Genomic DNA, 24,420 nt, shown 5'->3' with positions numbered 1-24,420 from the left:
TCGGGGATCGCGACGAGAAAGAAGCACCGCTCTGCGGCACCTGTTTCCTCCGGACGATGTCGGAAATGTCGCGACAGCATTGCGAGCCGCCACGGCATGCCCTGCCGGACGGCTCATCAGGGTCGGGCTCATACACCGCTTAGGGCCGGGTTGCAAGGCTCAGCGCGGGACAAGGCAGGTTCGAAGCCCGGGATCGGATCGTCCCGCCGTCTTGCAGGCGTCCGCGCCATCTCCAGCTACCGCACCGACGGATCGGCCTGCGCGAGTAGGATCGCCCGGCCCCGCTCGATGGAGATCTCGACGGGCCCGAGCGCTTCGTTCGACTGGGTGAGGATCGACTGGAAGGGGACCGTCAGGTCGGTCAGCGGCCATTTCGCTCCGGCGATGGTAAGGCCGGTGAGATCGGAGAATTTCAGGATGGAGAACTGCGTTCCCGGCGCGAGATCGAACCGGCGCGCAGACGGCAAGAGCGGCCAACCATGCTCGAAGCCGTCGAAAAGCTCGACGTCGAGGCCGGCTTCGGCGTAGCGCAGGGCGAGAACCAGATGGGTGAAGGCGTGGTCGCTGCGCCGCCCGCCGAGCGCGCCGACGAGGGTGAGATGCGTCGCGCCGCGCGCGATGGCCGCCTCGATCGCCAGTTCCCCATCGGTCTGGTCCTTGTCGCGCGGAAACGGCTCGCGCGTGATGCTGGTGAGTTCGATCGCCGGGTGCTGCGGCGTCGAATCGAAATCGCCGACCCATAGCTCCGGGGACAGGCCCAAGGCCGAGGCGTGGCGGATCCCGTCGTCGGCGGCGATCACGCGGCTGCCGGCAAGGGCGTCACGGAGAGCCGGCGTCGGATCGACCCGGCCGGCGAGAAGGATGGAGAATCGCGCCATCGGCCGCAGCACCTACAGCATCGGCCCGCGAACCGGAATCAATTTCCGACGCGCCACGGCAAGACCAGAGCGTCGGACGGCAGGCGCCGCCCTTGTCGTCTCCGAATGATCCTGTGCGGCATCTGCCGGCGCGCCTTGCCGGCCTTGCCAAGCCGGGCGAGGCCCGTACATATCGGTCCTGCTCACACGGGGTGCCCGAGAAGGGGCTGAGAGGCCGAGCGCCAACCCGTCGAACCTGATCCGGATCGTGCCGGCGGAGGGATTGCGAGCGTTGCAGGTCTTAAGGGCAGCGCGACCGCCTCCTCGGCACATAGCGAAAGATGTCGCAATGCCCGCATCCTCCGCCTCCCATTCCACACGACGGCTCGCGCCGCTGGTCCTTGGCGCCGCCCTCGCCTCGCTTTCGACGACGCATGCGCTGGCGCAGGACGACAAGCCGGTCCTGGCCGTCTACACCTATGACAGCTTCACCCCGGACTGGGGTCCCGGACCGAAGATCGAGAAGATGTTCGAAGAGGTCTGCGACTGCGACCTCCGCTTCGTCGGCCTGGAAGACGGGGTCGCCATCCTCAACCGGCTCAAGCTCGAAGGCGCCTCGACCGAGGCCGACGTCGCGCTCGGGCTCACCACCGATCTCATTCCTGAAGCCAAGGCAACCGGCCTGTTCGTCGACAGCCATGTCGATCAGTCCGACATCAGCGTGCCCACCGGCTTCTCCGATCCGGTCTTCGTTCCTTACGACTATTCCTATCTCGCCTTCGTCTACGACACGCAGACGATCAAGACCCCGCCGAAAAGCCTCGACGATCTCGTCACCGGCGACCCGCAAGTGAAGATCGCGATCGAGGATCCGCGCACCTCGACGCCCGGGCTCGGCTTCCTGCTCTGGATGAAGGCGATCTATGGCGACGAGGCCGCCGCCAAGTGGCAGACGCTGTCCGACCGCATCCTCACCGTCACCCCCGGCTGGAGCGAGGCCTATGGCCTGTTCACCAATGGCGAGGTGCCGATCGTCCTCAGCTACACGACTTCGCCCGCCTATCACCAGATCGAGGAGAAGTCCGACCGCTACCAGGCCGCGCGCTTCTCGGATGGGCAATATCTGCAGATCGAGGTGGGCGGCGCCTTGAAGAGCGCCGACAGGCCGGAGCTCGCCCGCAACTTCCTCGCCTTCATGCTGACTCCAGAGGTGCAAGAGATCCTGCCGACCACCAACTGGACGCTGCCGGTGCGGGACGACATCGCGCTGCCGCCGGAATTCGAGGCGCCGGCCAAGGTCGAGACGCCGATCTCGATCGACCCGCAGACGGTCGCGAAGAACCGCAAGGCCTGGACGCAGGAATGGCTGGAAGCGCTCGGCCGGCGATGATCCTTACCCCTTCCGCCGGGCCCCTCCCCGGCCGCCTCGCCCCGGCGGGCAGACGCTTCGTCGACGCGAATCTCGCCATCGCCGCAGGTCCCGGCCGGACGTCCGCGGGATCGTCTTGCAAGCGACGTCCGGCGCCATGATGCGGGGAACCGACCGGCGCGTGCGAATCGCCCTCGGCGCGGCGGCAACCGCGCTTCTCTTCGCCTTTCTCGGCGGTGCCTTCGTGCTTCTCGCCGCGAGCGGCGACACCGCCGGCAGCCTTCTTGCCGCCGTCGGCGACCCCTATATCCGCTCGCTCGTCTGGTTCACGCTCGAACAGGCGGTGCTTTCGACTGTCCTCTCGGTGGTCGGCGCGGTGCCGCTGGCGCTGGCGCTTCACCGCATCCGCTTCTTCGGCCGCGGCGCGGTGCTGCGGCTGTTCCTCCTGCCGCAGGCGCTGCCCGTCCTCGTCGGTGCGCTGGCGATCATCGCGGTCTGGGGCCGCAACGGCGCCGTCTCCTCGGCTCTCGCAGCGCTGGGCATGCCGCGGCTCGACGTCTACGGCCTGTCCGGCATTCTCATCGCCCATGTCTTCTTCAATCTGCCGCTGGCGGCACGGTTGATCCTGTCCGCGCTCGACCGGGTGCCGGCGGAAAGCTGGAAGCTCGCCGGCCAACTCGCTTTGCCCCCGCTCGCGACCTTCCGCCTGATCGAATGGCCGGCGATCCGGCCGAGCCTTCCCGGCGCCGCAGGCCTCGTCTTCATGCTCTGCGTCACAAGCTTCACGCTCGTCCTCGTCCTCGGCGGCGGTCCGGGCGCAACCACGCTCGAGGTCGCGATCTACCAGGCGCTGCGCTACGATTTCGATCCCGGCCGCGCCGTCGCCCTGTCGCTCCTGCAGGTCGCGCTCACCGCCGCGATCCTCCTTGCCGCAACACGGCTCGGCGGCGATCCGGCGGGCGGCTTCGGCCTCGGCGGCCGGGCGCGGCGCTACGACAGGCCGAGCCGGATCCGCGCGGGGCTAGACCGGGTCGTGCTCGTCATCGGGGTGGCCTTCGTGCTCTCACCCTTCCTGGCGGTTTTGATTTCCGGGCTTTCGGCCGATCTCCTCCGCCTCGTGTCGGAGGCGGCCGTCCGCGGCGCGGCGGTGACGAGCCTCGTCGTCGCGTTTTCGGCCGCCATTCTCGGCCTCCTCCTGTCGACCGCCATCCTTCTTGCGATCGAGGCGTTGCGCCCGCGGGTCCGGGGCAGGCGCCCTGACGGCGCCGACATGCCGCGCCTTGCCGGGGGCGCGATGGAGACGGCTGCAAGCCTCGTCCTCGTCGTCCCGCCCATCGTCGTCGGCGCCGGCTGGTTCCTCGCCCTGCGACGCTTCACCGACGTCTTCGCAACCGGGCCGTATGTGGTCGTTGCGACGAATGCCGCCATGGCCGTGCCGTTCATCGTGCGGATCGTCGGACCGGCCCTTCGCGAAGCTTCGGAGCGCAGCGGCCGGCTTGCCGACAGCCTCGGCCTGTCCGGCCTGTCGCGTGTCCGGCTTGTCGACTGGCCGGCAATCCGGGCGCCGCTCGGTCTCGCCTTTGCGTTCGCCCTGGCGATCTCGCTCGGCGATCTCGGTGCCATCGCCCTATTCGGGAGCCAGGATTTCGTGACCCTGCCCTACCTTCTTCTGCAGCGCATGGGCAGCTATCGCACGAGCGACGCCGCCGGCCTCGCGCTCATCCTCGGCTTCCTCTGCCTCGCCCTGATGACGCTTGCCGAAAGCGGCCTCAGCAGGGATCGGCGGCCGGCATGAGCGTAGATCGTCTAAAGACCAAGGAAGCTCCTGCGGCGGGTTCCGTGCCGGCCCTCGAAATGGCGGACGTGCGCTTCTCCTACGCGGATCTCGCCATGCGCTTCGACCTGCGGGTGGAGAGCGGCGAATGGCTGGCCGTCATCGGCCCGAGCGGCGCCGGCAAGTCCACCCTGTTCGATCTCGCCGCGGGCTTCGCGGAGCCGGAATCGGGGACAATCCGCATCGCCGGCGCCGACATGGAAGGTGTCGCCCCGGCCGAGCGGCCGCTGAGCCTCGTCTTCCAGGACAACAATCTGTTCCCCCATCTCGACGTCTTCCGCAACGTCGCACTCGGCGTGGCACCGAACCTGAAACTTCAAAGCGCACAGAAGGACGCGGTAGCCGAGGCGATCGCCGAGGTGGGTCTTACGGGTTTCGAGCGGCGCCGGCCTGCGGAGATGTCGGGCGGCGAACGCCAGCGCGTGGCGCTGGCGCGAGCCTTCGTCCGCCAGCGTCCGCTGCTGCTCCTCGACGAGCCCTTCGCCGCGCTCGGACCGGCGCTGCGGTCCGAGATGCTCGAGCTCATCGGGTCCCTGCGCCAGGCGAATGGACGCGACGCCGTCACCGTGATCATGATAACCCACGATCCGGAGGATGCCGCCGGCCGGACCGATCGAACCGCCTTCGTCGAGGCCGGACGAATCGCCGTCGTCGGGCCGACCGGGGAGATCCTGTCCGGAGCCGGGGATGAACGGGTGGCACGCTATCTCGGAAGTCGGCCGAACGATCGCCGACGCATTTCCGGCGAATTTGCTTGTTAGCTGCTATCCTATTGGAATCGAGGGGTTCCGTCACAATTTGAGACGTTCTGTTGCGGTTCTATCCTTCCGCAGCGAGAAACGATTCGGCACAGTCTGCGCAAGTGGCGCGACGAATACTGGTTGCGACGGGTGACGGGGGCGGCAATCGCGGCAATGATGGGAACGAGCGGGAATCGGTCGAGACGGCATGCGATGCGCTCCGTTCTGTGCAGCGCTTCGCTTCTCGTGCTGCTCGCGACCGGCGCCTGCACGACTGTTGAACAAGGCCTCGACGGCCTGACCAGCGGCGTCGGCGGAAGCAGCGTCCAGACCGGCTATGCCGCCCCGCCGCACGAGCCGATCAGCTTCGATCAGGTCCAGGCCGAGGACCCGCAATCGGTCATCGGCAAGTCCCAGCATCCGAAAATCCTGGCGGCCTATGGCGGCGCCTATTCCGATCCGAAGCTCGAGCGGATGCTGGCGACCGTCGTCGGGCGGCTGGCGGCGGTGACCGACGATCCGACTCGGGCCTACCGAATCACCATTCTCAACTCGCCGAACATCAACGCCTTCGCCCTGCCCGGCGGCTATGTCTACATTACCCGCGGCCTCCTCGCGCTCGCCACCGATTCGGCGGAAGTGGCCGCCGTGATCGGCCATGAGATGGGCCACATCACCGCCAATCACGGCATCGAGCGCCAGCAGCGCGAACAGGCGGCGGAAATCGCCAGCCGCGTGGTGACCGACGTCCTCCACAGCGATCCGGCCGGCCAGCTCGCGCTCGCCCGCAACAAGCTCAGCCTCGCGCAGTTCTCCCGCCAGCAGGAGCTGCAGGCGGACGCGCTCGGCATCAAGCATATCGCGCGCGCGGGCTACGATCCCTACGCCGCGGCGCGGTTCCTGGAGGCGATGGAGGACTTCCAGAAGTTCCGCAACGCCTTCCAGGCGAACAATCCCAATCTCGACTTCCTCGCCTCGCACCCCTCCGCGCCGCAGCGCATCCAACTCGCCAAGACGCTCGCCGGCCAGGCCGATCCGTCGGGCGGCGGCGCCACCGACCGCGACCATTATCTCTCGGGGATCGACGGCATGTTGTTCGGCGACTCGGCTGCCGAAGGCTATGTCCGCGAACATCGGTTCTACCATCCTGGCCTTGGCATCACCTTCGAGGTCCCGGCAGATTTCGTCATCGACAACACCGCCGAGGCGGTGCTGGCGACCGGTCCCGGCGACACCGCGATCCGCTTCGACGGCGTCGCGCTGCCGGCCAATCGCAGCCTCACCGACTATGTGAACTCGGGCTGGATCGGCGGCCTGGACAGGGACAGCATCCGGGAGCGGCGGATCGGCTCCCTGGAGGCGGTGTCGGCACGCGCTCGCGGCGGCGACTACGCCTTCGACGTCACGGTGATCCGCGTCGGCGGCCAGGTCTATCGCTTCCTGACGGCGGTTCCCGCGAGCTCCGCTAATTCGGCCAGCCGTATCGCCGACCAAGTGTCGGACTCCTTCCGGCTGCTCAGCCCGCAGGAGAAGGCCAATCTGAAGCCGTTGCGCATCCGGATCGTTGCGGCGGCGGCAGGCGACAGCGCCGCAACGATGGCCGGCAGGATGATCGGTGTCGACCGCAAGGAGGCAATGTTCCGCCTCTTGAACGAGCTTGGGTCGAACGACGGCATCGTGGCCGGACGGCGCTACAAGATCGTCGCGGAATAGACGCGGCGTCCCGGAGGGCGGCCACACGGCCGGCCCTTGTCCGCACTCCGGAGACCCGGGTTCAGCGCTTCGACGAGATCGTGCGAAACAGGGCGCCAGGCCGGGCGGACACGACCGAGTTGAGACGAGGCCCTGTCCTATCGCGGCGAAAGTCGTGTCCCGCTCAGGCCGGGCGTCGCAGCGGACCTTGAAGGGACTCGCCGGCTGGTGGATCGAATTCGAAATTCGAACGCCGCCGAAGCCGAGCGGCGAAATCTGCCCTATGAAATGGCCCGCACCGCATCCATCTCCTGTTCCTCGGTCGGATCGTCCATCTCCAGGGGATCGCCGATCGCGGAGAAACGGGCGGCGAGCTTGGCCGATTCCCGCTGCCGCACCACCTGCGACTTCCGCCGGCTCTCGACCTCGAGGAGAGGCTGGTAGGGCGCCGGCCGGTTGTGCATGCACTGGTCGCAGATCGTGCCTTCGAGCGCGCGGTCGAGGTGCTTCTGCCGGAGCCCGGCGATCAGCCGGTTGTTCCAGAGCGTGCGCAGCTTGTCCTTCTTGAAGTCGCCGAAGACGAGGTCGAGATCGTAGTCGACGCAGCAGCCCGACAGATATCCCTCCGCCGTCAGGTGATACCGGTTCCACAGCATGGCGCAGGGCTTGATCTTCTCGGTCGCGACCTCCTTGCCGATATTGCCGAAGACCGGCCGCTTCCAAGCCTCAGGTATCGCCAGTTCGAAAGACTGGCCGCCCTGGCTGCCGGCGTTCACGTAGAGGATGTCGTCGAAATATTCGGAAAACACCTTGCGATGCTCGTCCTTCAGATCGGGCAGGCTCGGAATGCAGACGCATGAGGCGAGCATCTGCAGCGCGATCCCTTCATCCTTCCGCCAGCGATTGATGGCCCTGACATTGGCCATGACGGTCTCGAAATCGTCGAAGCCGTGAACGGCGCGATAGTCCCGGCGATTGGCGGCGTTGATCGAGAACTTGATGCTGTCGAGCCCCGCCTCCACGCATTTCTGGACACGCTCCTGGCTGGCGAGCGCCCCATTGCTGGTGAGATAGATCCTCTCGATGCCGAGGCCCTTCGCGGCCGCGACATAGTCCTCGAGGTTCTTGGTCATGAAGGGCTCGCCGGTGGCGTAGAGCCCGACTTCCCGCAAGCCGAGCTCCACCGCCTGCTCGACGAAATCCCGGAATATCTCGAGCGGCAGATGGGTGTGCCGGCGCGCCTGATCGGAATTCTTGCAGAAGATGCAGGCGTGATTGCAGCCATTGGTCAGTTCGATGAGCGCGTTCTTCGGAAAGTCGGCGATCGCCGCCAGCCCGTCCGGTCGACTATTTTGATCCGAAAGCCGTCGATGAAAATAGCCAGGTGTCGTCATTTGCTTCCCGCCTGCCAAGAATTCCTCTTGGCGTAGGCAGTCGGCCTTGCGGCAACCTTGTCCGTCTCTCCTCCACCTTCGAGATCCTCAAGATCTTGGGAGGGGAGAAGACGCAGGGAGGCCTCCGATCGGAGAGACAAGCCTCAAACGAAAGGCGGGAAGATCGTACCCCACGATCTTCCCGCCTTTCGCGTCCCCGACGATTTTGTCTGCGCTCCCGCGTCAGCTTACATAGGCCGCGCGATCGGCATTGGTTTCCAGAAGCGCCGCACGCAGCTTTTCGAGCGCCCTCGTCTCGATCTGGCGGACCCGCTCCTTGGAGATGCCGAGCTTGAGGCCAAGAGCCTCCAGCGTCGCCCCGTCATCCTGAAGCCGGCGCTCGCGAATGATCTTCAGTTCGCGATCGGACAGAACGCCGAGGGCCGAATTCAGCCAGGTGACGCGGCGCTCGTCGTCGATCGAGCTCGACACCATCTCGTCGGGCAGCGGGTCGTGAGAAACCAGGAAATCCTGACGGTCAGCACTGCCGGATTCGTCCTCGACGAGTGGCGCATTGAGCGAGGAATCGGGACCCGACAGCCGCGAGTCCATCAGCGCGACATCGCCTTCGGACACTTTGAGCGCCGTCGCGATCTCCCGGTACATCGCCGTGCCGGAAAGGCTTTCGGACCCTTGGCTGAGACGGGCGCGGAGCCGGCGAAGGTTGAAGAACAGCGCCTTCTGGGCCGACGAGGTGCCGCCGCGGACGATCGACCAGTTGCGCAGGATATAATCCTGAATGGAGGCGCGGATCCACCAGGTGGCATAGGTGGAGAAGCGAACCTCCCGCTCCGGCTCGAAGCGGGCCGCCGCTTCCAGGAGCCCGACATGGCCTTCCTGGATGAGATCGCTCATCGCCAGGCCGAAATGCCGGAATTTGGAGGCCATCGAGATGACCAGGCGCATATGCGCGGAAGTGATCTTATGGAGGGCTTCCTGGTCGCGGTGTTCCTTCCACCGGACGGCGAGTTCGTATTCCTCTTCGCGCTGGAGATAGGGCGCGGCCATGGCGGCACGGATCATCGTGCGTCGAGCGGACTGAGACTTCATCTTGCAACCCTCCGGTCAAGCTATGCGGCGTTTAGGCCTACCGCGCGAGTCCAAGAGAAGATCGCGCGCCGGGTACCGGCGAAACGCACGGCCGGGCCAAACGTTCCCAGAGGGGCAAACTTTTCCAGCGAATGTAGAGGGAGCCAGCTTCGCGGCAAGACCGATCCGGGTCGCAACGCGCTGATCCGCAGAGATTAACACTTCTTCCCACGAAAAAAAAGACCGGCGGCCCAAAGGCCGCCGGTCCCGTCGCAAATCTGGTTCTGAACGCTGCGGGGAAGGCCTCACCGCGGACGGGCCGAAGCCCGCCCATGGTCGATCAGGCCGCCTCTTCGCGCTGCTGCTCGGAGCCCTCGACCGCGGCATCGTTGTCGCCTTCGGTCTCGGCGTCGCCTTCGCCTTCATCTTCGGCCGTCGCGCCCTTGGGCAGGCGCTTCGGACCCTTGTTCAGATTGACCTCGATGAGCTGCACCGCCTCGGTCTCGGAGACCTCGTTGACGGCTGCAAGCTCACGCGCCATGCGGCCGAGGGCCGCCTCGTAGAGCTGGCGCTCGGAATAGGACTGCTCCGGCTGGCTCTCTGCGCGATAGAGGTCGCGAACGACTTCGGCGATCTGGATCAGGTCGCCGGAATTGATCTTGGCGTCGTATTCCTGGGCGCGGCGGCTCCACATGGTCTTCTTGACCCGGGCGCGGCCCTGCACGACCTTGAGCGCGCGGTCGACGAAATCGGTTTCAGAGAGCTTGCGCATGCCGATCGAATTGGCCTTGGCCACCGGCACCTTCAGGCGCATCTTGTCCTTCTCGAAATCGATGACGAACAGTTCGAGCTTCATGCCCGCGACTTCCTGTTCCTCGATCGCGACGATCTGGCCGACGCCGTGCGCGGGGTAGACGATGCTCTCGCCGGTCTTGAAGCCCAGGCTGTTCGTCGCCTTCTTCTGACTGCTCATACGCTTCTTCTTACTCCCTGTTGTGTCCAGCCGCGACAGCCGCTAGACACGGGCAGCGACCGCTTGTCGCCGATTTGGACGACCCTTCGGGAGCCGTCAGACCGCAGTCGATGGGTATGATGTCGCCCTTTTCCTGCCACGGGCCGCGTGAAAAACCCGGCCCGGCAAGGGAACCGCCAAGTACGTGGCGATAAAGGAAACGTCCTTTCGGAAACCCGTGAGCGCCAAAGAGCGTGGCGCGATTGCCACAGCGCCCGACTGTGTGACGCATCCTACACGAGGCTGGCGAAAAATTCAAGGATTTCCGGCGGCTGGGGCGTGCGCGCACCACGGCGCACGGCGCGACCGCGTTTGTCAGCCGACCAATTCCGGTCCGCTGCCGGACCATATTCGCAAGAGACGATCCGGCCCGGCGGCAAGCTGCGCTGCGCCCCGCATCGCGGCCATTAGCCGATGAGCCGTCTCAATCGCCCTGGCCGGGCTCCGGCGAGAAGTACTTTTCGAACTTGCCCTCCTGCCCGTCGAATTCCTTCCCGTCCGCCGGGCCTTCCCGCTTGATCGTTATGTTGGGCCATTTGTCGGCGTATTCGGCGTTCACCTGCAGCCACTTGTCGAGGTTCGGTTCGGTGTCCGGCTTGATCGCCTCGGCTGGGCATTCCGGCTCGCAGACACCGCAGTCGATGCACTCGTCCGGGTGGATGACGAGCATGTTGTCGCCTTCGTAGAAGCAGTCGACCGGGCAGACCTCCACACAGTCCATGTACTTGCAGCGGATGCAGTTGTCGGTCACCACATAGGTCATGACGGGTCCTCAAGGTGGCGGTGGCCCGGCGCCGGGCCACCCGGTTCGCAGGCCGCGTGCGATGCGCAAGATGCGTCGCGCAAATCGTCGGGCCGAAGGTGGTGCCGCCGACGTAGCCACTCCGGAAATGCCATGCAAGCGCAAAGCTTGTCGCGTCCGGGGCGGATTTCGCAAAGATTTTCTGTCGGCTAGCGGATGAGTTGCGGCGGGAATGGAGAGGAAGCCGCATCGGCGAGCAGATATCGGCTCGGCCCACTTGCCGGCGTCACCCGGCCTCGCCGCGGCGCAGACGCTGCAGCGCGCACCGGTCGTGCTTGCCGGGGCGACCGCCGGGGCTCGGCGCCGGCTGGCCGAGCGAAAGGTCCGCGGGTCGCGCGTCCTCACGCGAGACGCTTGCGTCGGTGGCGGCCGCAGGGCTCGCGGCAGCGGTTCCCATCTCTTCGTAGAGGAGCGCCGCCTCGCTGGCTGGCCCCCGGCGTGTTCCCGGATCCAGCACCTTCAGGACGCGCACCCTGCCGCCGATCGACAGCGTCAGGACGTCGCCTGGCCGCACGATCCGCGCGGCATTGTTGATCTTCTCGCGGTTGACCCGAACCACCCCGGACTGAACCAGCTTCTGTGCAAGCGTGCGCGACTTCGCGACCCTTGCGAAGAAGAGCCATTTGTCGACGCGCTGGCCGGCGCCAGCCGCCGCTTCGCCGGTCGGATTATCGGCCAAGCTTCTCCTTCAGGGCGGCGAGTTTGGCGAAGGGCGAATCGGGATCGACGCGCTGCGGCTTGTTGTCGGGGCGGCGCGAGCCGCCATCCTGGCGGTCGTTTCGCTCGGGCCGGTCCGGACGATCCTTCTGGGGCCGTCCCTTGCCGCCCTTCGGACCGCCTTTGCCGAAGCGCTGCTGGCGCTCCTCCTGGCCAGGACGATCGCCGCCGCCCTTACCGTGGCGCTGATGGCGCGGCGGCCGGTCGCCGTCGACCCCTGCCGTCTCCTCGCCACCGGGCGCGCCCTGCGCCTGGCCGGGGGCCGGGCGGCGGTTGCGCCGTCCGTGCCGCTCGCGATTGGCGTTGCGATCACCGCCCCGATGCGGACGCCAGACCTGGACGATCCGCGGCTCCGCCGGCTGAGAAGCTTCGGCCTCAGCGGTTCCGGGAGCGGACGCTTCGGAGGCTTCGCCAGTCTCCTGCGTGGCCGCGGCCTCGCCGGCCTGTGCCTCGACTTCGGCCTCCGGCGCAGCGGACGCCTCTGCTTTCTCGGTCGCAGCGTCCTCCGGCGTCTCGGACGAGGACGCGACCGCCGTGGTCTCGTCGGATGCGGGAGCCTCGGGGGACTCGGTCTCCGCAGGGTCGGCTGCCGCCATCTCCGCCGGCGGCGTAGCCGTAGCAGCTTCGACAGCGGCCGGCGCGCCGTCGTCCGTCGCTACGCTCGCGGCGGTCTCTGCCGCTGCGTCCACGGCCACAAGTGCCGGTTCGGCAGCAGCCGGCTCGGCGGCGGCGGCATCCTCCGGCGCGGCGGTGTCAGCAGGCATCTCCGCAGACGCCGCTTCGGCGGGCTGCGGCGCCTCGGCCGAGGCAGCCGCCTCGGCGGCCGCCCGAGCGGCCTTTTCGGCGACTTCGGCCCTCTGGGCCTCTGCGGCCGCGGCGGCCTCCGCATCGAGCCGCTTCAGCTCCGATTCCACCCCGTCGGCTTCCATGCCCTGCGGACGATAGCCGAGGCCCTTCAGGATCTCGTCCATGTCCTCGGCGGTGGCGCCCAGGATCGACATCATTGCCGGGGTCACCAGGAATTGCGAGCCGTTAAAGGCGCCTTCCGGCCGCTTGCCGGAACCGGGCTTCCAGGCGAGCGCCGGGCGGATGAGGTCGGCGAGGCGCTCGAGAATATCGATTCGCACGGCGCGGCGACCGAGCAGCCGGTAGCCGGCCAGCGCGTAGAACACCGGGTCGAAGCTCGGATCGGCGACCGCCGAGGTGCGGCCCGTCGCCAGGAGATGCGTCACCTCGCCGAAGCCCGGCCGATCGCGGCCGTCGTTCTGGATCGCCCACAGAAGCGTCAGGAGGCTGGCCGGTGCCGGCTTGATCAGCGTCGGCACGAAGATATGGTAGGCGCCGAAGCGCACGCCGCAGCGCCTGAGCGCAGCGCGCGAGGCCTGATCGAGCGCGCGCACCTCCTCGGAGACGTCGCGGCGCTGCAGAAGGCCGAAATTCTCGGTCAGGCGGAAGGCGAGGCCGCGCGCCGTGCCCTCCAGCCCCTCGGCCGACTTCAGGTCGAGCAGCGGCTTCAGGATCGTCGAGACCTGGTAGGTGAGGAAGCGCTCGGCCCGCGCCGCGACCTTGTCGCGCGAAGGACCGGCCAACTGCTCGTCGGCCAGGATCACGACCTTCGGCTTCAGGGCGTCCTCGCCCGCCGAAAGGCTGGCGACCGGTGCACCGAGCCAGCGCACCAGCCCGTCCGATGCCAGCGCCAGATCGCCGTTCGGCGCGTTCGTGAAGCGCTCGGCGCGCTTGTCGAACTCGCCGGCGAGCGCCTTCTGCGCGGCCGCACGTACGGCCCTGCCGTCGGCGCCCTCGGCCTTGGTGTCCGGCGTGAACCGAAATCCCTGAAGTTCGCCAACGGGATGGCCTTCGACCACCACCGTGCCGTCGCTGGCGATTTCAGCTTCCATGAACGCGTTCTCTCTCAGCCGCCTCATCAAGACGCTTGTCCTGCGGTCTACGAAGCGTTTCGTCAACCTATCGTGTAGAGCGTCGGAAAGTCGGTCTTCAATGTCCCGTGTCTTTTCCTGCCAGTGTGTCGGATCGGCAAGCCAGTCGGGACGGTGGGAAATGTATGTCCAGGTGCGGATTTCCGCGATGCGCTGGGACAGGGTGTCGAGATCGCCCTCGGTCCGGTCGGCCCGATGCACCTGGGACGCCATGTAGTCCTCCGAGACATGGCCGTTGTCGGTCAGGTCGCCGTAGATCGCGGCGATGATCTCGGCATGCTGGGCCGGCGCGATGCGGCGATAGTCGGGAAGCTTGCAGGCCTCCCAGAGAAGCTCGACCCGGCGGCGGCCGGTCGCGCGGCGCTCGATTGCCGGGTCACGCGACAGAAACTGCAGCGCGCGCTGGTCGACCGAGGGCAGCGCGCGGGTGAGTTCGGCGGAGGGGGGCGGGCGTTCCAGGCTCGCCGTCAGCGCCGCGATCGAGGAGAAGTCGAGATCGCTGCTGCGCCACTGCAGCACCTTGATCGGCGCGAACCGGTGAGCTTCCAGCGCTTCGACGAGCTCGGTCGGCAGCGGATCGACGCGTCCGGTCACGCCGAAGGTGCCGTCCCTGACGTGGCGGCCCGCCCGGCCGGCGATCTGGCCGAACTCGGCCGGCGTCAGCTGGCGGTACTGGAAGCCATCGAATTTCCAGTCCTGGGCGAAGGCGACATGGTCGACGTCGAGATTGAGCCCCATGCCGATCGCGTCGGTGGCGACCAGGAAGTCGACGTCGCCGGACTGGTAGAGCGCCACCTGGGCGTTGCGGGTGCGCGGCGAGAGCGCCCCGAGGACCACCGCCGCCCCGCCCCGCTGCCGGCGAATCAGTTCGGCGATCGCATAGACCTCGTCGGCGGAGAAGGCGACGATGGCGCTCCGGCGCGGCAGCCGGGTTATCTTCTTGGAGCCGGCATAGGTCAGGTTCGACAGGCGCGGGCGCGTCGTCGTCTGGACGCCCTTCAGGAGCTTCGCCAGAACCGTCTGCATGGTTGGCGCACCGAGGAGCAGCGTCTCCTGGCTGCCCCGGCAATGCAGGATCCGATCGGTGAAGACGTGGCCGCGTTCCAGATCGTTCGCCAGCTGCACCTCGTCGATGGCGACGAAGGCGGTGCCGGGATTGCGCGGCATCGCCTCGACCGTGCAGACGAAATAGCGGGCGTTCGGTGGCTTGATCTTCTCCTCGCCGGTGATCAGCGCCACGGCACCGACACCGACCCGGTCGACCACCTTCGCGTAGACTTCCCGCGCGAGCAGCCGCAGCGGCAGGCCGATCGTTCCGGACGAATGCGCGATCATCCGCTCGATCGCGAGGAAGGTCTTGCCCGTATTCGTCGGCCCGAGGACCGCGGTCACATTGGTGCCGTCGAATCGGATCGTGTCGGGAACAGGTCGAAGCTCGGTCATGCGTACCGCTTAGATGGGATGCCGGAGCCGGTCTGAAAGGCTTAAGGCCATCTGTGCTACCGAACCGTCGCGTTCGACGCCGGCCGTGGCCGGTCTCGTCGGGTCGCGGCCGGCACCGGAGGCGCCTCGTCGTCCGGCGGCCGGGTGCGCTGCGAAGGGAGGCTCGATTGAAGACCGCCGTGGTACTCGGCGCCTATGGCCTGATCGGCTCGGCATGTATGCGGGCTCTCGAGGCGGACGGCTTTCGCACCGTCGGCGTGGGTCGGCGCCGGGCGGCGGCCCTCCGCTCGGCCCCGGATTCGATCTTCGTCGAGCGGGACATCGCGAAGACCGACGCATCGGACTGGCGATCGCTTCTCGCCGATACCGACGTGGTGGTCAACGCGTCCGGCGCGCTCCAGGACGGCGCGCGCGATAGTCTGTCGGCGATCCACGAGCGGGCGATCGGCGAACTCGTCGTCGCGCTCGGAGGAACCCGCACCCGGCTGATCCAGATTTCCGCCGCCGGCGTCTCGGAAGCGGCGACGACCGAATTCTTCCGGTCGAAGGCGAGGGGCGACGGCAAGATCATGGGCTCGGACCTCGACTGGGTCATCCTGCGCCCGACGCTGGTCGTCGGCGCCGAGGCCTATGGCGGCACGGCGCTCCTGCGCGCCGCCGCGGCGGTTCCCGCTTTCTTCCCGAAGATCCTGCCGGAAAGCCGCATCCAGACGGTCTTCCTCGGCGATGTCGCGGCGGCGGTCGTCAGCGCGGCCCGCGGCGAGGTGCCGAGCCGAACGCTCGCCGATCTCACCGAGCCGGAGGCGCGCTCCTTCGCCGACACGGTCCGCGCCCTTCGAAAATGGCAGGGCTTTGCGCCCTGGACACGAAGCGTCCCGGTTCCGATGCCGCTCGTCCGGTTCCTGGCTCTGGGAGCCGACGCGCTCGGCTGGCTCGGCTGGCGCTCGCCCCTGAGGACGACGGCGATCCGGTCGCTTCAGGCCGGCGTCCTCGGCGACCCCGCTGCCTGGCGCGCGGCGGGCGGAGCGGATTGCCGGCCGCTGACCGAGACCCTTGCCGCCCTGCCGTCGACCGCGCAGGAGCGCTGGTTTGCGAGGCTCTACCTCCTGATGCCGCTCTGCGTGGCGACCCTCTCGATCTTCTGGATTCTCTCCGGCCTGATCGGGCTCGCGGAGATCGGCGCCGCGGAAACGGTCCTCCTCACAAGGGGATTTTCTCCGTCGCTTGCCGGCACCGCGGCGCTCGGAGGAGCCGTGCTCGACCTCGCCCTCGGGCTCGCAATCCTCTACCGGCCGCTGGCGCAGCGGGCCTGTCTCGCCATGCTGGCGGCGGGCCTTGCCTATCTCCTTGCCGCGACGGTGTTCGCGCCGGACCTTTGGGCGGACCCGCTCGGCCCGCTGGTCAAGATCCTGCCGGCCTCGCTCCTCGCCCTCGTCACCGCGGCGCTGCTTGGCGAACGATGACCGAGGCGCTGCTCTTCCTCCATGTCGTCGGGGCCTGCGTGCTGCTCGGCACGGGCGCGGGCATCGCCTTCTTCATGGTGATCTCGAACCGCAGCGGCGATCCGGCGCTGATCGCCCACACCGCCGGCATCGTCGTCCTCGCCGACACGCTGTTCACGGCGACGGCGGCCGTGCTTCAGCCGGTGACCGGCTATCTCCTCGCCAGGCAGATCGGCTGGCCGCTCACCGAGGGCTGGATCCTCGCCGCGCTCGGCCTCTACGTCTTCGTCGGCCTGTTCTGGCTGCCGGTGGTCGTCATCCAGATCAGGCTGCGGCGCCTGGCGGCTGCCGCACGCGATGCCGGCGCGCCTTTGCCTGCCGCCTATCACCGGCTCTACCGGATCTGGTTCGCCTGCGGCTTTCCGGCCTTCGCGGCGATGCTCGCGATCGTCTGGCTCATGATCGCCAAGCCCGATCTCTGACCTTCGGCTGCGCGTTCCCTGATCAAGGCGCGTCATCCTTGCCGCAGGACAGCATGTCGAAGGCGAAGGGCGTCGCATCGGCCTCCTCGCGCCGGCGCAGCATCGAGCGGCCCGGCACGTAGCGGGCGTCGCAGGCGGCGACCAGACTGCCTTCGAGGGTCAGCGCATCGTCGAACAGGGCGAGGACCCGCCGGTTGGGATCGGCCGGATGCAGGCAACATGCGGTTCCGGCGCCGGCGGCCTCGGCGGGGCCGAGCTGCGCCGCGAGGATGCCGATCCCCACCGCCGGCGCGCGCCGCACGCCCTGCAGCCCGTGTACCAGAAGCCGCGCCTCGGCCGGCAGACGCGCGGCGAAGGCGAGGATCGCCGAGACCTGCTCAGCCGTCGGCCCGCCCGCCGCTCCGGCAGCTTCGACATCCTCGAACTCGACGATCAGATGGTGGTCTTCCGCAAGGTCCCGGGGCCCGAGATAATTTCGGCCGGGCGACTTGATCGAGATCACGTCAGTCGGGGCAAGCTCGGCAATGTTACGGCGCGCTTCGGATTGGCCGCAGACCATCAGCCTGCCCGGCCAGCCGTTCGGGTGCCGGCTCGCATCGCCGACGGCGCGAAACGAAGCAACCAACTCGGCCTCCTTTCGGATCCCTGCACAGAACGGACCCGAACGCGCCGCGAATGCTGCACTGCGTCCTGCCCCGCCCCACCTTATGCACCGATCAGGCGTGTCTTGCCATCCCTGCACGTGCCGACCAGGGGCAAGTCGCAGGTGACGATCGCGCCGGTGCCGGGGCCAGAGCGCGGGCCGGAAGCGGAACGGGAGACCCAGGCTTGAGCGAGGTCGCTGTGCGGCCAACGGGAGGATGCGAAAAAAAGTTTTCGAGCGACCAATTTTTTTGGAACCCCGAAATCAGTCACGCATTATCAGGACACCCCAAGCGATCATCCCCCTCGATCGCAAGCAGTCGAAAAAGGGCAGCTCCCCCTCGCTGCCCTTTTTCGTACCAGATCGCTCCCACCCGGCGGACGAGGTCGTTCCCTCCAGTCCGACATCGAACCGACGGGTGGGGCGCGGGTCCGGAGCCAACCCCTTCCCCAGAACATCCTGGGTCTTCCCAAAATATCTCCGGCCGCCACATGCGGCTTGCCTTGCGGGCGTCCAGGGCATATCCGGCACTGAAATCCCAGCCACCGGACCTTTCCATGCAAGCCGGCATCCTCCTTGCCTTCGCGGCCTATTTCGCGTTCGCCTGCGGCGATGCGACGGCCAAGGCCATCGGTGCGCGGCTGCCGGTGTTCGAGATCGGCTTCTTCATCTCGCTCATCGCCCTGGCGCCGGTCGCCTTCACCAAGCGGCCCGGCGACACCTGGTCCAACGTCTTCGTGCCGAAGCACCCGCTGCTTTTGACGCTCAGGATGGCGAGCGGCACGCTCGGCGGCATTCTCGGCATCTACGCCTTCACCACGCTGCCGCTTGCCGAAGCCTATGCGCTGATCTTCCTGTTGCCGCTCTTCGTCACCGTCTTCTCCTGGCTGGTCCTGAAGGAGCCGATCGGCTGGCGGCGCTGGCTCGCGGTCTTCGGCGGCCTCGCCGGCGTCCTTCTCGTCGTGCGGCCGGGGTTCCGGGAAGTGCTGCCCGGCCATTTCGCTGCCGTGGGCGTCGCCATCTGCGGCGCGATCACGGTCATCGTCCTGCGCGTCCTCGGCCCCGCCGAGCGCAGGATCACCCTGATCGGCGCCGTCCTCGTCGCCGCCATCGCGGTCAACGGCGTCCTGATGGTGCCGGACTTCGTCCCGCCGACGGCCGATCTCTGGCCGCTGCTCCTCTTTGGCGGCGTCGTCGTCGGCCTCGCCCATCTCCTCATCGTCTTCGCCACCCGCCTCGCCCCCGCCGCGCGCGTCGCACCGACCCAGTACAGCCAGATCGTCTGGGCCGCGCTGATCGGCGCGAGCTTCTTCGGCGAATATCCGGACGGCATCGCCGTCGCCGGCATGGTCCTCGTCGGCATGTCCGGCCTGTTCACCTTCGTGCGCGAGACCGAGAAGACGCCGTGGCCTCAGAAGACCCCGCTCATTCGCAACCGTTGAGGCGTCGGCCGCCCCGCACGGCCGCCCTTCGCACTTGCGAACCTCTCGCATCCGCCGCAAAGTTGAGCATTCGGGCCGACCCGCTATAAGTCGTGCGCCTTGTTCGAAGGGAGCGTTCCTTGGCCATCCGTAAGATTCTCGTTGCGAACCGATCCGAAATCGCCATTCGCGTATTCCGCGCTGCCAACGAGCTCGGGCTCCGGACGGTGGCGATCTGGGCGGAGGAGGACAAGCTGGCGCTCCACCGCTTCAAGGCGGACGAGAGCTACCAGGTCGGCCGCGGCTCGCATCTGGACAACGACATGGGCCCGATCGAGGCCTATCTGTCGATCGAGGAGATCCTGCGCGTCGCCAAGCTGTCGGGCGCCGACGCGATCCATCCCGGCTACGGTCTTCTGTCGGAGAGCCCGGAATTCGTCGATGCCTGCCGCGAGGCCGGCATCACCTTCATCGGCCCATCGGGCGATACGATGCGCCGGCTCGGCAACAAGGTCGCCGCGCGCAATCTCGCCGTCGAGGTCGGCGTGCCGGTGGTGCCGGCGACCGAGCCGCTGCCCGACGACATGGGACGTGTCCGCGAGATGGCAGCCGAGGTCGGCTTCCCGGTGATGCTGAAGGCGTCCTGGGGCGGCGGCGGGCGCGGCATGCGCGTCATCCGCGCCGAAAAGGACCTCGAGCGCGAGGTGACGGAAGCCAAGCGCGAGGCCAAGGCCGCCTTCGGCAAGGACGAGGTCTATCTCGAAAAGCTGGTCGAGCGGGCCCGCCATGTCGAGGTGCAGATCCTCGGCGACACCCATGGCAATGTCGTCGACCTCTTCGAGCGCGACTGCTCGATCCAGCGCCGCAACCAGAAGGTCGTCGAGCGCGCGCCGGCGCCGTATCTAGACCACGAGCAGCGCCGCGAACTGGCAGCCTACGCGCGCAAGCTCGCCGACGCGACCGATTATGTCGGCGCGGGCACGGTCGAGTTCCTGATGGATGCGGATACCGGCGCCTTCTACTTCATCGAGGTCAATCCGCGCATCCAGGTCGAGCATACCGTCACCGAAGAGGTGACCGGCATCGACATCGTCAAGGCGCAGATCCACATCCTCGATGGTCACGCGATTGGTACGCCCGAATCCGGCGTGCCCGCCCAAGAGGACATCAAGCTCAACGGCCATGCGCTGCAGTGCCGAATCACCACCGAGGACCCCGAGCACAATTTCATCCCGGACTATGGCCGCATCACCGCCTATCGCGGCGCCACCGGCTTCGGCATAAGGCTCGACGGCGGCACCGCCTATTCCGGCGCCGTGATCACCCGCTACTACGACCCGCTCCTCGAAAAGGTCACCGCCTGGGCGCCGACGCCGCAGGAGGCGATCGCCCGCATGGACCGGGCGCTGCGCGAGTTCCGCATCCGCGGCGTCGCGACGAACCTCACCTTCCTCGAGGCCATCATCGGCCACGAGAAGTTTCGGGACAATTCCTACACCACCAAATTCATCGACGAGACGCCCGAGCTGTTCCAGCAGGTCAAGCGAAGAGATCGCGCGACCAAGCTCCTGACCTATCTCGCCGACGTCACCGTCAACGGCCATCCCGAGACCAAGAACCGGCCGCGTCCCTCGGAAGACCACGCGCCGCCGGTGCCGCCGCTGTTCTCGGCGCCGATGGTCGACGGCACCCGTCAGAAGCTCGACCAGCTCGGCCCGCAAGGCTTCGCACAGTGGATGCGCGACCAGCCGGAAGTTCTCGTCACCGACACGACGATGCGCGACGGGCACCAGTCGCTCTTGGCGACGCGCATGCGCACGCATGACATCGTCGCCATTGCCGATGCCTATGCGCGGGCGCTGCCGCAACTTCTCAGCCTCGAATGCTGGGGCGGCGCGACCTTCGACGTCGCCATGCGCTTCCTCACCGAAGACCCGTGGGAGCGCCTCGCGCTGATCCGCGAGAAGGCGCCGAACATCCTCCTCCAGATGCTGCTGCGGGGCTCCAACGGCGTCGGCTATACGAACTATCCCGACAATGTCGTGAAGTACTTCGTCGCCGAGGCGGCGAAGGGCGGCGTCGACCTCTTCCGCGTCTTCGACTGCCTCAACTGGGTCGAGAACATGCGCGTCTCGATGGACGCGGTGCAGGAGGCCGGCAAGCTCTGCGAGGGAGCGATCTGCTACACTGGCGACCTCTTCGATCCCGAGCGGTCGAAGTACGATCTCAAATATTATGTCGCCCTCGCCAAGGAGATGGAGGCGGCGGGCGCCCACATCCTCGGCGTCAAGGACATGGCCGGCCTCCTGAAGCCGGCCGCCGCGCGCGTCCTGTTCAGGACGCTGAAGGAGGAGGTCGGCCTGCCGATCCACTTCCACACCCACGACACCTCGGGCATTTCGGCCGCGACGGTTCTCGCCGCGATCGATTCCGGGGTGGACGCGGTGGATGCGGCGATGGACGCCTTTTCCGGCAACACCGCCCAACCCTGCCTCGGCTCGATCGTCGAAGCGCTGAAGGGGACGGAGCGCGATCCGGGCCTCTCGGCCGAGGCGATCCGGCGCATCTCCTTCTACTGGGAAGCGGTGCGCAACCAGTACGCCGCCTTCGAGAGCGACCTCAAGGGGCCGGCCTCGGAGGTCTATCTCCACGAGATGCCGGGCGGCCAGTTCACCAACCTCAAGGAACAGGCGCGCTCGCTCGGCCTCGAGACCCGCTGGCACCAGGTCGCCCAGACCTATGCCGACGTCAACAAGCTGTTCGGCGACATCGTCAAGGTGACGCCCTCCTCCAAGGTCGTCGGCGACATGGCGCTGATGATGGTCAGCCAGGACCTCACCGTCGCCGACGTCATGGACCCGAAGAAGGACGTCTCCTTCCCCGACAGCGTCGTCTCCATGCTGCATGGCGATCTCGGACAGCCGCCGGCGGGCTGGCCGAAGGATATCCAGAAGCGCGTGCTCAAGGACAGGACGCCGATCACCGTGCGCCCCGGCTCGCTGATCGCCGACGCCGACCTTGCCGCCGAACGGCAGGAGATCGAGGAGAAGATCGAACGCAAGGTATCGGACGCCGAGTTCGCCTCCTATCTCATGTACCCCAAGGTCTTCACCGACTTCGCCCTGGCCTGCGAGACCTACGGCCCGGTCTCCATGCTGCCGACCCCGTCCTATTTCTACGGGATCGAGCAGGAAGAGGAGGTGCTGGTCGAGATCGAGCGCGGCAAGACGCTGGTCATCCGCTGCCTCGGCTTCGGCGAGACCGACGACAAGGGCATGCGCACCGTCTTCTTCGAGCTGAACGGCCAGCCGCGCCGCGTCAAGGTGCCGGACCGGGCGCACGGGGCTGCCGGCAACGGCGTCAAGCAGAAGGCCGACCCGACCAACACGAATCATGTCGGCGCGCCGATGCCGGGCGTCGTCTCGACGCTCGCGGTCGCGGCCGGCCAGCAGGTCAAGGCCGGCGACGTCCTCCTGTCGATCGAGGCGATGAAGATGGAGACCGCGCTCCACGCCGAACGCGACGGGACGATCGAATCCGTCCACGTCTCCGCCGGCGCCCAGATCGACGCCAAGGACCTCTTGGTGGTGTATCAGGGGTAAGCCCGCCGAAGCGGCTGTCTGCAGGTTCCGGCGGGTCGTGCGGAGGCGACCCCGCCGGAGCGGGCGGAGCCGTCGAGCGGAGGCGTCACGGCCGTGTCGCGACGCAGCGGACGACGCCGGCAGAGCGAGGAAGCGATAGCGTGCCGAGTGTCGGCCCGGCTGCCGACTGCGTCCGCTCTTCAATTTCCCGCCGCTATCGGGTAGAGACGGCGTCCGCCGGGGCGATGCCCCGATGTTTCCGTTTCTCGAACCGTCCGAACCCGCCCGCCGATCGCCGCGCCGCTTTCGGCGCGGGCGCGCCTGGGAACGGTTCGCGTCCGACCCCGAGAGCCCTGTCATGCTTCGAACCTTCGCCGGCCTCGATTTCGGCACCACCAATTCCACGCTCGGCCTTGCCGGGGCCGGGCGCGGCAACAATGCCGGGCCGCGGCTTCTGCCGGTCGAGGGCGAGGCGCCGACCCTGCCTTCGGCGCTGTTCTTCTCGCTGGAGGACGGCAAGACCTATTTCGGCCGCGCCGCCGTCTTCGAATATGTGGATGGCGCCGAAGGGCGGTTCATGCGGGCGCTGAAATCGGTGCTCGGTTCCTCGCTGATGGAGGAGACGACGCAGGTCGGGCGCATGCGGCTGACCTTCGTGGAGCTGATCGGCCGGTTCCTCGCGCATCTGAGGGAAAAGCTCGAGGCCGAGGCGCGGCGCGCGGAGGCGGCGGGCGAGGCGTCCGTGGCGCTGAGCGACGTGGTGCTCGGCCGTCCGGTCCGCTTCGTCGACGAGGACGACGACGCCGACCGGGCCGCGCAGGACCAGCTGGAGGCAGCGGCCCGCTCGCAGGGCTTCTCCAACATCGCCTTCCAGTTCGAGCCGGTCGCTGCCGCGCTCTATTATGAGAGCCGGATCGCGGCGGAGGAGCTGGCGCTGGTCGTCGACATCGGCGGCGGCACGTCCGACTTCTCGGTCGTCAGGCTATCTCCGGAACGCGCGCAGGCCGAGGACCGGCTGTCCGACATCCTCAGCTCCACCGGCGTCCATGTCGGCGGCACGGATTTCGACCGGCTCCTGTCGATCGCGGAAGTGATGCCGCATTTCGGCCTCGGCAGTTCAACCGACGACGGCAAGCGGCGGATGCCGGTCTGGTATTTCAACGACATGGCGACCTGGCACCGGATCAACACGCTCTACACGCCGAAGATCCGGCGCGACGTCTACGCCCTGCAGAAGGAAGCGGCCGAGCCCGAGAAGCTCGCCCGCTTCGGCCATCTCCTGGAGCATCGCTCCGGCCATCGCCTCGCCGGCGCGGTCGAGGCGGCGAAGATCGAGCTGTCCGACGCGGACGAGACGCTCATCCGGCTGGAGGAGCCCGGTCTCGACCTTCGGGCGCCGGCGACCCGGGAGGCGTTCGAAGCGGCGACGGCCGAGCTCGTCGCCCGTATCACCGGCGCTATCGACGCCGCGCTATCGGAGGCCGGCGTCAAGGCGGAGGCGATCGAGACGGTGATCCTGACCGGCGGCGGTGCGCAGGTCCCCGCCGTCAGGGCGGCCGCCGTCTCGCGCTTTTCCCATGCGCGGATCGCCCAGTCCGACGCCTTCGGCTCGGTCGGCCTCGGCCTTGCCATCGACGCCGCGCGCAAATTCGGCTGAGCTGGCTGCGGTCGTTTCGGCCGGCGGCAAATCACCGCCGGCCGAAAGGGCGTTAGCGTTGCGCGGTCGCTTGTTCGGCCGCGCTCACCCGCCAGACCGTATTGTCGACACCGTCCGCAATGAGCAGCGCGCCGGTCTTGTCGATCGCGACACCCACCGGCCGGCCGCGGGCATTGCCCTCGCCGCCGAGAAAGCCGGTAATGACGTCCTCGGCCTTGCCGTCAGGCTTGCCGTTCGCGAAGGGCACATAGACCACCTTGTAGCCGTTGAAGCGGTCGCGGTCCCAGCTGGCGTGCTCGCCGACGAAGGCGCCGCTCGCTTAGATCGGG

The 24,420-nt window shown here is 67.6% G+C and carries 17 protein-coding genes, 1 pseudogene and 1 riboswitch; of the genes and pseudogenes, 9 read left to right on the top strand and 9 right to left on the bottom strand.

Annotated features, from left to right (window positions below; genetic code table 11):
* Positions 1 to 236: 236 nt before the first annotated feature.
* On the bottom strand, positions 237 to 878 hold the full coding sequence (locus LH400_RS25290; RefSeq protein ID WP_229156236.1) for a thiamine diphosphokinase: 642 nt from the start codon (positions 876 to 878) through the stop codon (positions 237 to 239).
* 177 nt (positions 879 to 1,055) lie between these two features.
* Positions 1,056 to 1,158: riboswitch (TPP riboswitch) on the top strand.
* A 48-nt stretch (positions 1,159 to 1,206) separates the two neighbouring features.
* Between LH400_RS25290 and thiB the strand changes: the two genes are divergently transcribed.
* The 4 genes from thiB (at position 1,207) to LH400_RS25270 (ending at position 6,513) form a co-directional block, all read left to right on the top strand.
* On the top strand, positions 1,207 to 2,247 hold the full coding sequence (thiB, locus tag LH400_RS25285; RefSeq protein ID WP_229156235.1) for a thiamine ABC transporter substrate binding subunit: 1,041 nt from the start codon (positions 1,207 to 1,209) through the stop codon (positions 2,245 to 2,247).
* Between the two features lie 136 nt (positions 2,248 to 2,383).
* Complete coding sequence (gene thiP, locus LH400_RS25280; protein WP_229156234.1) at positions 2,384 to 4,021, top strand: thiamine/thiamine pyrophosphate ABC transporter permease; 1,638 nt, start codon at positions 2,384 to 2,386, stop codon at positions 4,019 to 4,021.
* Positions 4,018 to 4,821, top strand: a complete 804-nt coding sequence (thiQ, locus tag LH400_RS25275; protein WP_229156233.1) for a thiamine ABC transporter ATP-binding protein — start codon at positions 4,018 to 4,020, stop codon at positions 4,819 to 4,821. The genes thiP and thiQ overlap by 4 nt, the downstream gene beginning before the upstream one ends.
* A gap of 192 nt (positions 4,822 to 5,013) precedes the next feature.
* Complete coding sequence (locus LH400_RS25270; protein WP_229156232.1) at positions 5,014 to 6,513, top strand: M48 family metalloprotease; 1,500 nt, start codon at positions 5,014 to 5,016, stop codon at positions 6,511 to 6,513.
* Between the two features lie 260 nt (positions 6,514 to 6,773).
* Here LH400_RS25270 and LH400_RS25265 read toward each other — a convergent pair whose 3' ends face one another.
* From LH400_RS25265 to LH400_RS25240, 6 genes are all read right to left on the bottom strand, one after another.
* Positions 6,774 to 7,886, bottom strand: a complete 1,113-nt coding sequence (locus LH400_RS25265; protein WP_229156231.1) for a radical SAM/SPASM domain-containing protein — start codon at positions 7,884 to 7,886, stop codon at positions 6,774 to 6,776.
* A 222-nt stretch (positions 7,887 to 8,108) separates the two neighbouring features.
* Complete coding sequence (locus LH400_RS25260; protein WP_229156230.1) at positions 8,109 to 8,975, bottom strand: RNA polymerase factor sigma-32; 867 nt, start codon at positions 8,973 to 8,975, stop codon at positions 8,109 to 8,111.
* Positions 8,976 to 9,294: 319 nt separating this feature from the next.
* A complete protein-coding gene (locus LH400_RS25255) occupies positions 9,295 to 9,927 on the bottom strand; it encodes a CarD family transcriptional regulator (RefSeq protein WP_229156229.1) in 633 nt (210 codons plus the stop codon).
* Between the two features lie 463 nt (positions 9,928 to 10,390).
* Complete coding sequence (gene fdxA, locus LH400_RS25250) at positions 10,391 to 10,729, bottom strand: ferredoxin FdxA (protein WP_229156228.1); 339 nt, start codon at positions 10,727 to 10,729, stop codon at positions 10,391 to 10,393.
* A 265-nt stretch (positions 10,730 to 10,994) separates the two neighbouring features.
* On the bottom strand, positions 10,995 to 11,447 hold the full coding sequence (locus LH400_RS25245) for an RNA-binding S4 domain-containing protein (RefSeq protein WP_229156227.1): 453 nt from the start codon (positions 11,445 to 11,447) through the stop codon (positions 10,995 to 10,997).
* Positions 11,437 to 14,865 carry a helicase-related protein gene (locus LH400_RS25240; RefSeq protein WP_229156226.1) on the bottom strand — a complete coding sequence of 1,143 codons (3,429 nt, stop codon included), beginning with the start codon at positions 14,863 to 14,865 and terminating at the stop codon, positions 11,437 to 11,439. Before LH400_RS25240 ends, LH400_RS25245 begins: the two co-directional genes overlap by 11 nt.
* A gap of 167 nt (positions 14,866 to 15,032) precedes the next feature.
* Here LH400_RS25240 and LH400_RS25235 point away from each other — a divergent pair, with 167 nt between their 5' ends.
* Both LH400_RS25235 and LH400_RS25230 read left to right on the top strand, forming a co-directional pair.
* Positions 15,033 to 16,328, top strand: a complete 1,296-nt coding sequence (locus LH400_RS25235; protein WP_229156225.1) for an SDR family oxidoreductase — start codon at positions 15,033 to 15,035, stop codon at positions 16,326 to 16,328.
* The gene (locus tag LH400_RS25230; protein ID WP_229156224.1) at positions 16,325 to 16,789 is read left to right on the top strand and encodes a DUF2269 family protein; all 465 of its coding nucleotides are present in this window, start codon (positions 16,325 to 16,327) and stop codon (positions 16,787 to 16,789) included. The genes LH400_RS25235 and LH400_RS25230 overlap by 4 nt, the downstream gene beginning before the upstream one ends.
* 22 nt (positions 16,790 to 16,811) lie before the next feature.
* On the opposite strand, the gene LH400_RS25225 is transcribed toward LH400_RS25230, so the two are convergent.
* On the bottom strand, positions 16,812 to 17,414 hold the full coding sequence (locus LH400_RS25225) for a phosphatase (protein ID WP_229156223.1): 603 nt from the start codon (positions 17,412 to 17,414) through the stop codon (positions 16,812 to 16,814).
* 575 nt (positions 17,415 to 17,989) lie between these two features.
* Here LH400_RS25225 and LH400_RS25220 point away from each other — a divergent pair.
* From LH400_RS25220 to LH400_RS25210, 3 genes are all read left to right on the top strand, one after another.
* On the top strand, positions 17,990 to 18,874 hold the full coding sequence (locus LH400_RS25220; RefSeq protein WP_229156222.1) for a DMT family transporter: 885 nt from the start codon (positions 17,990 to 17,992) through the stop codon (positions 18,872 to 18,874).
* A 119-nt stretch (positions 18,875 to 18,993) separates the two neighbouring features.
* Positions 18,994 to 22,455, top strand: coding sequence for a pyruvate carboxylase (pyc, locus tag LH400_RS25215; protein WP_229156221.1), 3,462 nt, complete (start codon positions 18,994 to 18,996; stop codon positions 22,453 to 22,455).
* Positions 22,456 to 22,792: 337 nt separating this feature from the next.
* Complete coding sequence (locus LH400_RS25210) at positions 22,793 to 24,091, top strand: Hsp70 family protein (RefSeq protein WP_229156220.1); 1,299 nt, start codon at positions 22,793 to 22,795, stop codon at positions 24,089 to 24,091.
* 52 nt (positions 24,092 to 24,143) lie between these two features.
* On the opposite strand, the pseudogene LH400_RS25205 reads toward LH400_RS25210, so the two are convergent.
* Positions 24,144 to 24,404: pseudogene (locus tag LH400_RS25205) on the bottom strand (PQQ-dependent sugar dehydrogenase); the annotation flags it as partial.
* Positions 24,405 to 24,420: the final 16 nt, after the last annotated feature.

It is taken from the genome of Jiella soli, assembly GCF_020615385.1.
Taxonomy (GTDB): Bacteria; Pseudomonadota; Alphaproteobacteria; order Rhizobiales; family Rhizobiaceae; genus VKMB-3413.
Note: the sequence above shows the minus strand (reverse complement) of the source record. Positions and strands in the feature narration are given on the sequence as shown.

Bases quoted from the DNA above. Each gene is read 5' to 3' on its own strand.
- LH400_RS25240 (WP_229156226.1), bottom strand. From the start codon at position 14,865: ATGACCGAGCTTCGACCTGTTCCCGACACGATCCGATTCGACGGCACC.
- LH400_RS25260 (WP_229156230.1), bottom strand. From the start codon at position 8,975: ATGAAGTCTCAGTCCGCTCGACGCACGATGATCCGTGCCGCCATGGCC.
- LH400_RS25255 (WP_229156229.1), bottom strand. From the start codon at position 9,927: ATGAGCAGTCAGAAGAAGGCGACGAACAGCCTGGGCTTCAAGACCGGC.
- LH400_RS25230 (WP_229156224.1), top strand. From the start codon at position 16,325: ATGACCGAGGCGCTGCTCTTCCTCCATGTCGTCGGGGCCTGCGTGCTG.
- thiP (WP_229156234.1), top strand. From the start codon at position 2,384: ATGATGCGGGGAACCGACCGGCGCGTGCGAATCGCCCTCGGCGCGGCG.
- thiQ (WP_229156233.1), top strand. From the start codon at position 4,018: ATGAGCGTAGATCGTCTAAAGACCAAGGAAGCTCCTGCGGCGGGTTCC.
- LH400_RS25270 (WP_229156232.1), top strand. From the start codon at position 5,014: ATGCGCTCCGTTCTGTGCAGCGCTTCGCTTCTCGTGCTGCTCGCGACC.
- LH400_RS25220 (WP_229156222.1), top strand. From the start codon at position 17,990: ATGCAAGCCGGCATCCTCCTTGCCTTCGCGGCCTATTTCGCGTTCGCC.
- thiB (WP_229156235.1), top strand. From the start codon at position 1,207: ATGCCCGCATCCTCCGCCTCCCATTCCACACGACGGCTCGCGCCGCTG.
- LH400_RS25265 (WP_229156231.1), bottom strand. From the start codon at position 7,886: ATGACGACACCTGGCTATTTTCATCGACGGCTTTCGGATCAAAATAGT.
- LH400_RS25290 (WP_229156236.1), bottom strand. From the start codon at position 878: ATGGCGCGATTCTCCATCCTTCTCGCCGGCCGGGTCGATCCGACGCCG.
- fdxA (WP_229156228.1), bottom strand. From the start codon at position 10,729: ATGACCTATGTGGTGACCGACAACTGCATCCGCTGCAAGTACATGGAC.
- LH400_RS25210 (WP_229156220.1), top strand. From the start codon at position 22,793: ATGCTTCGAACCTTCGCCGGCCTCGATTTCGGCACCACCAATTCCACG.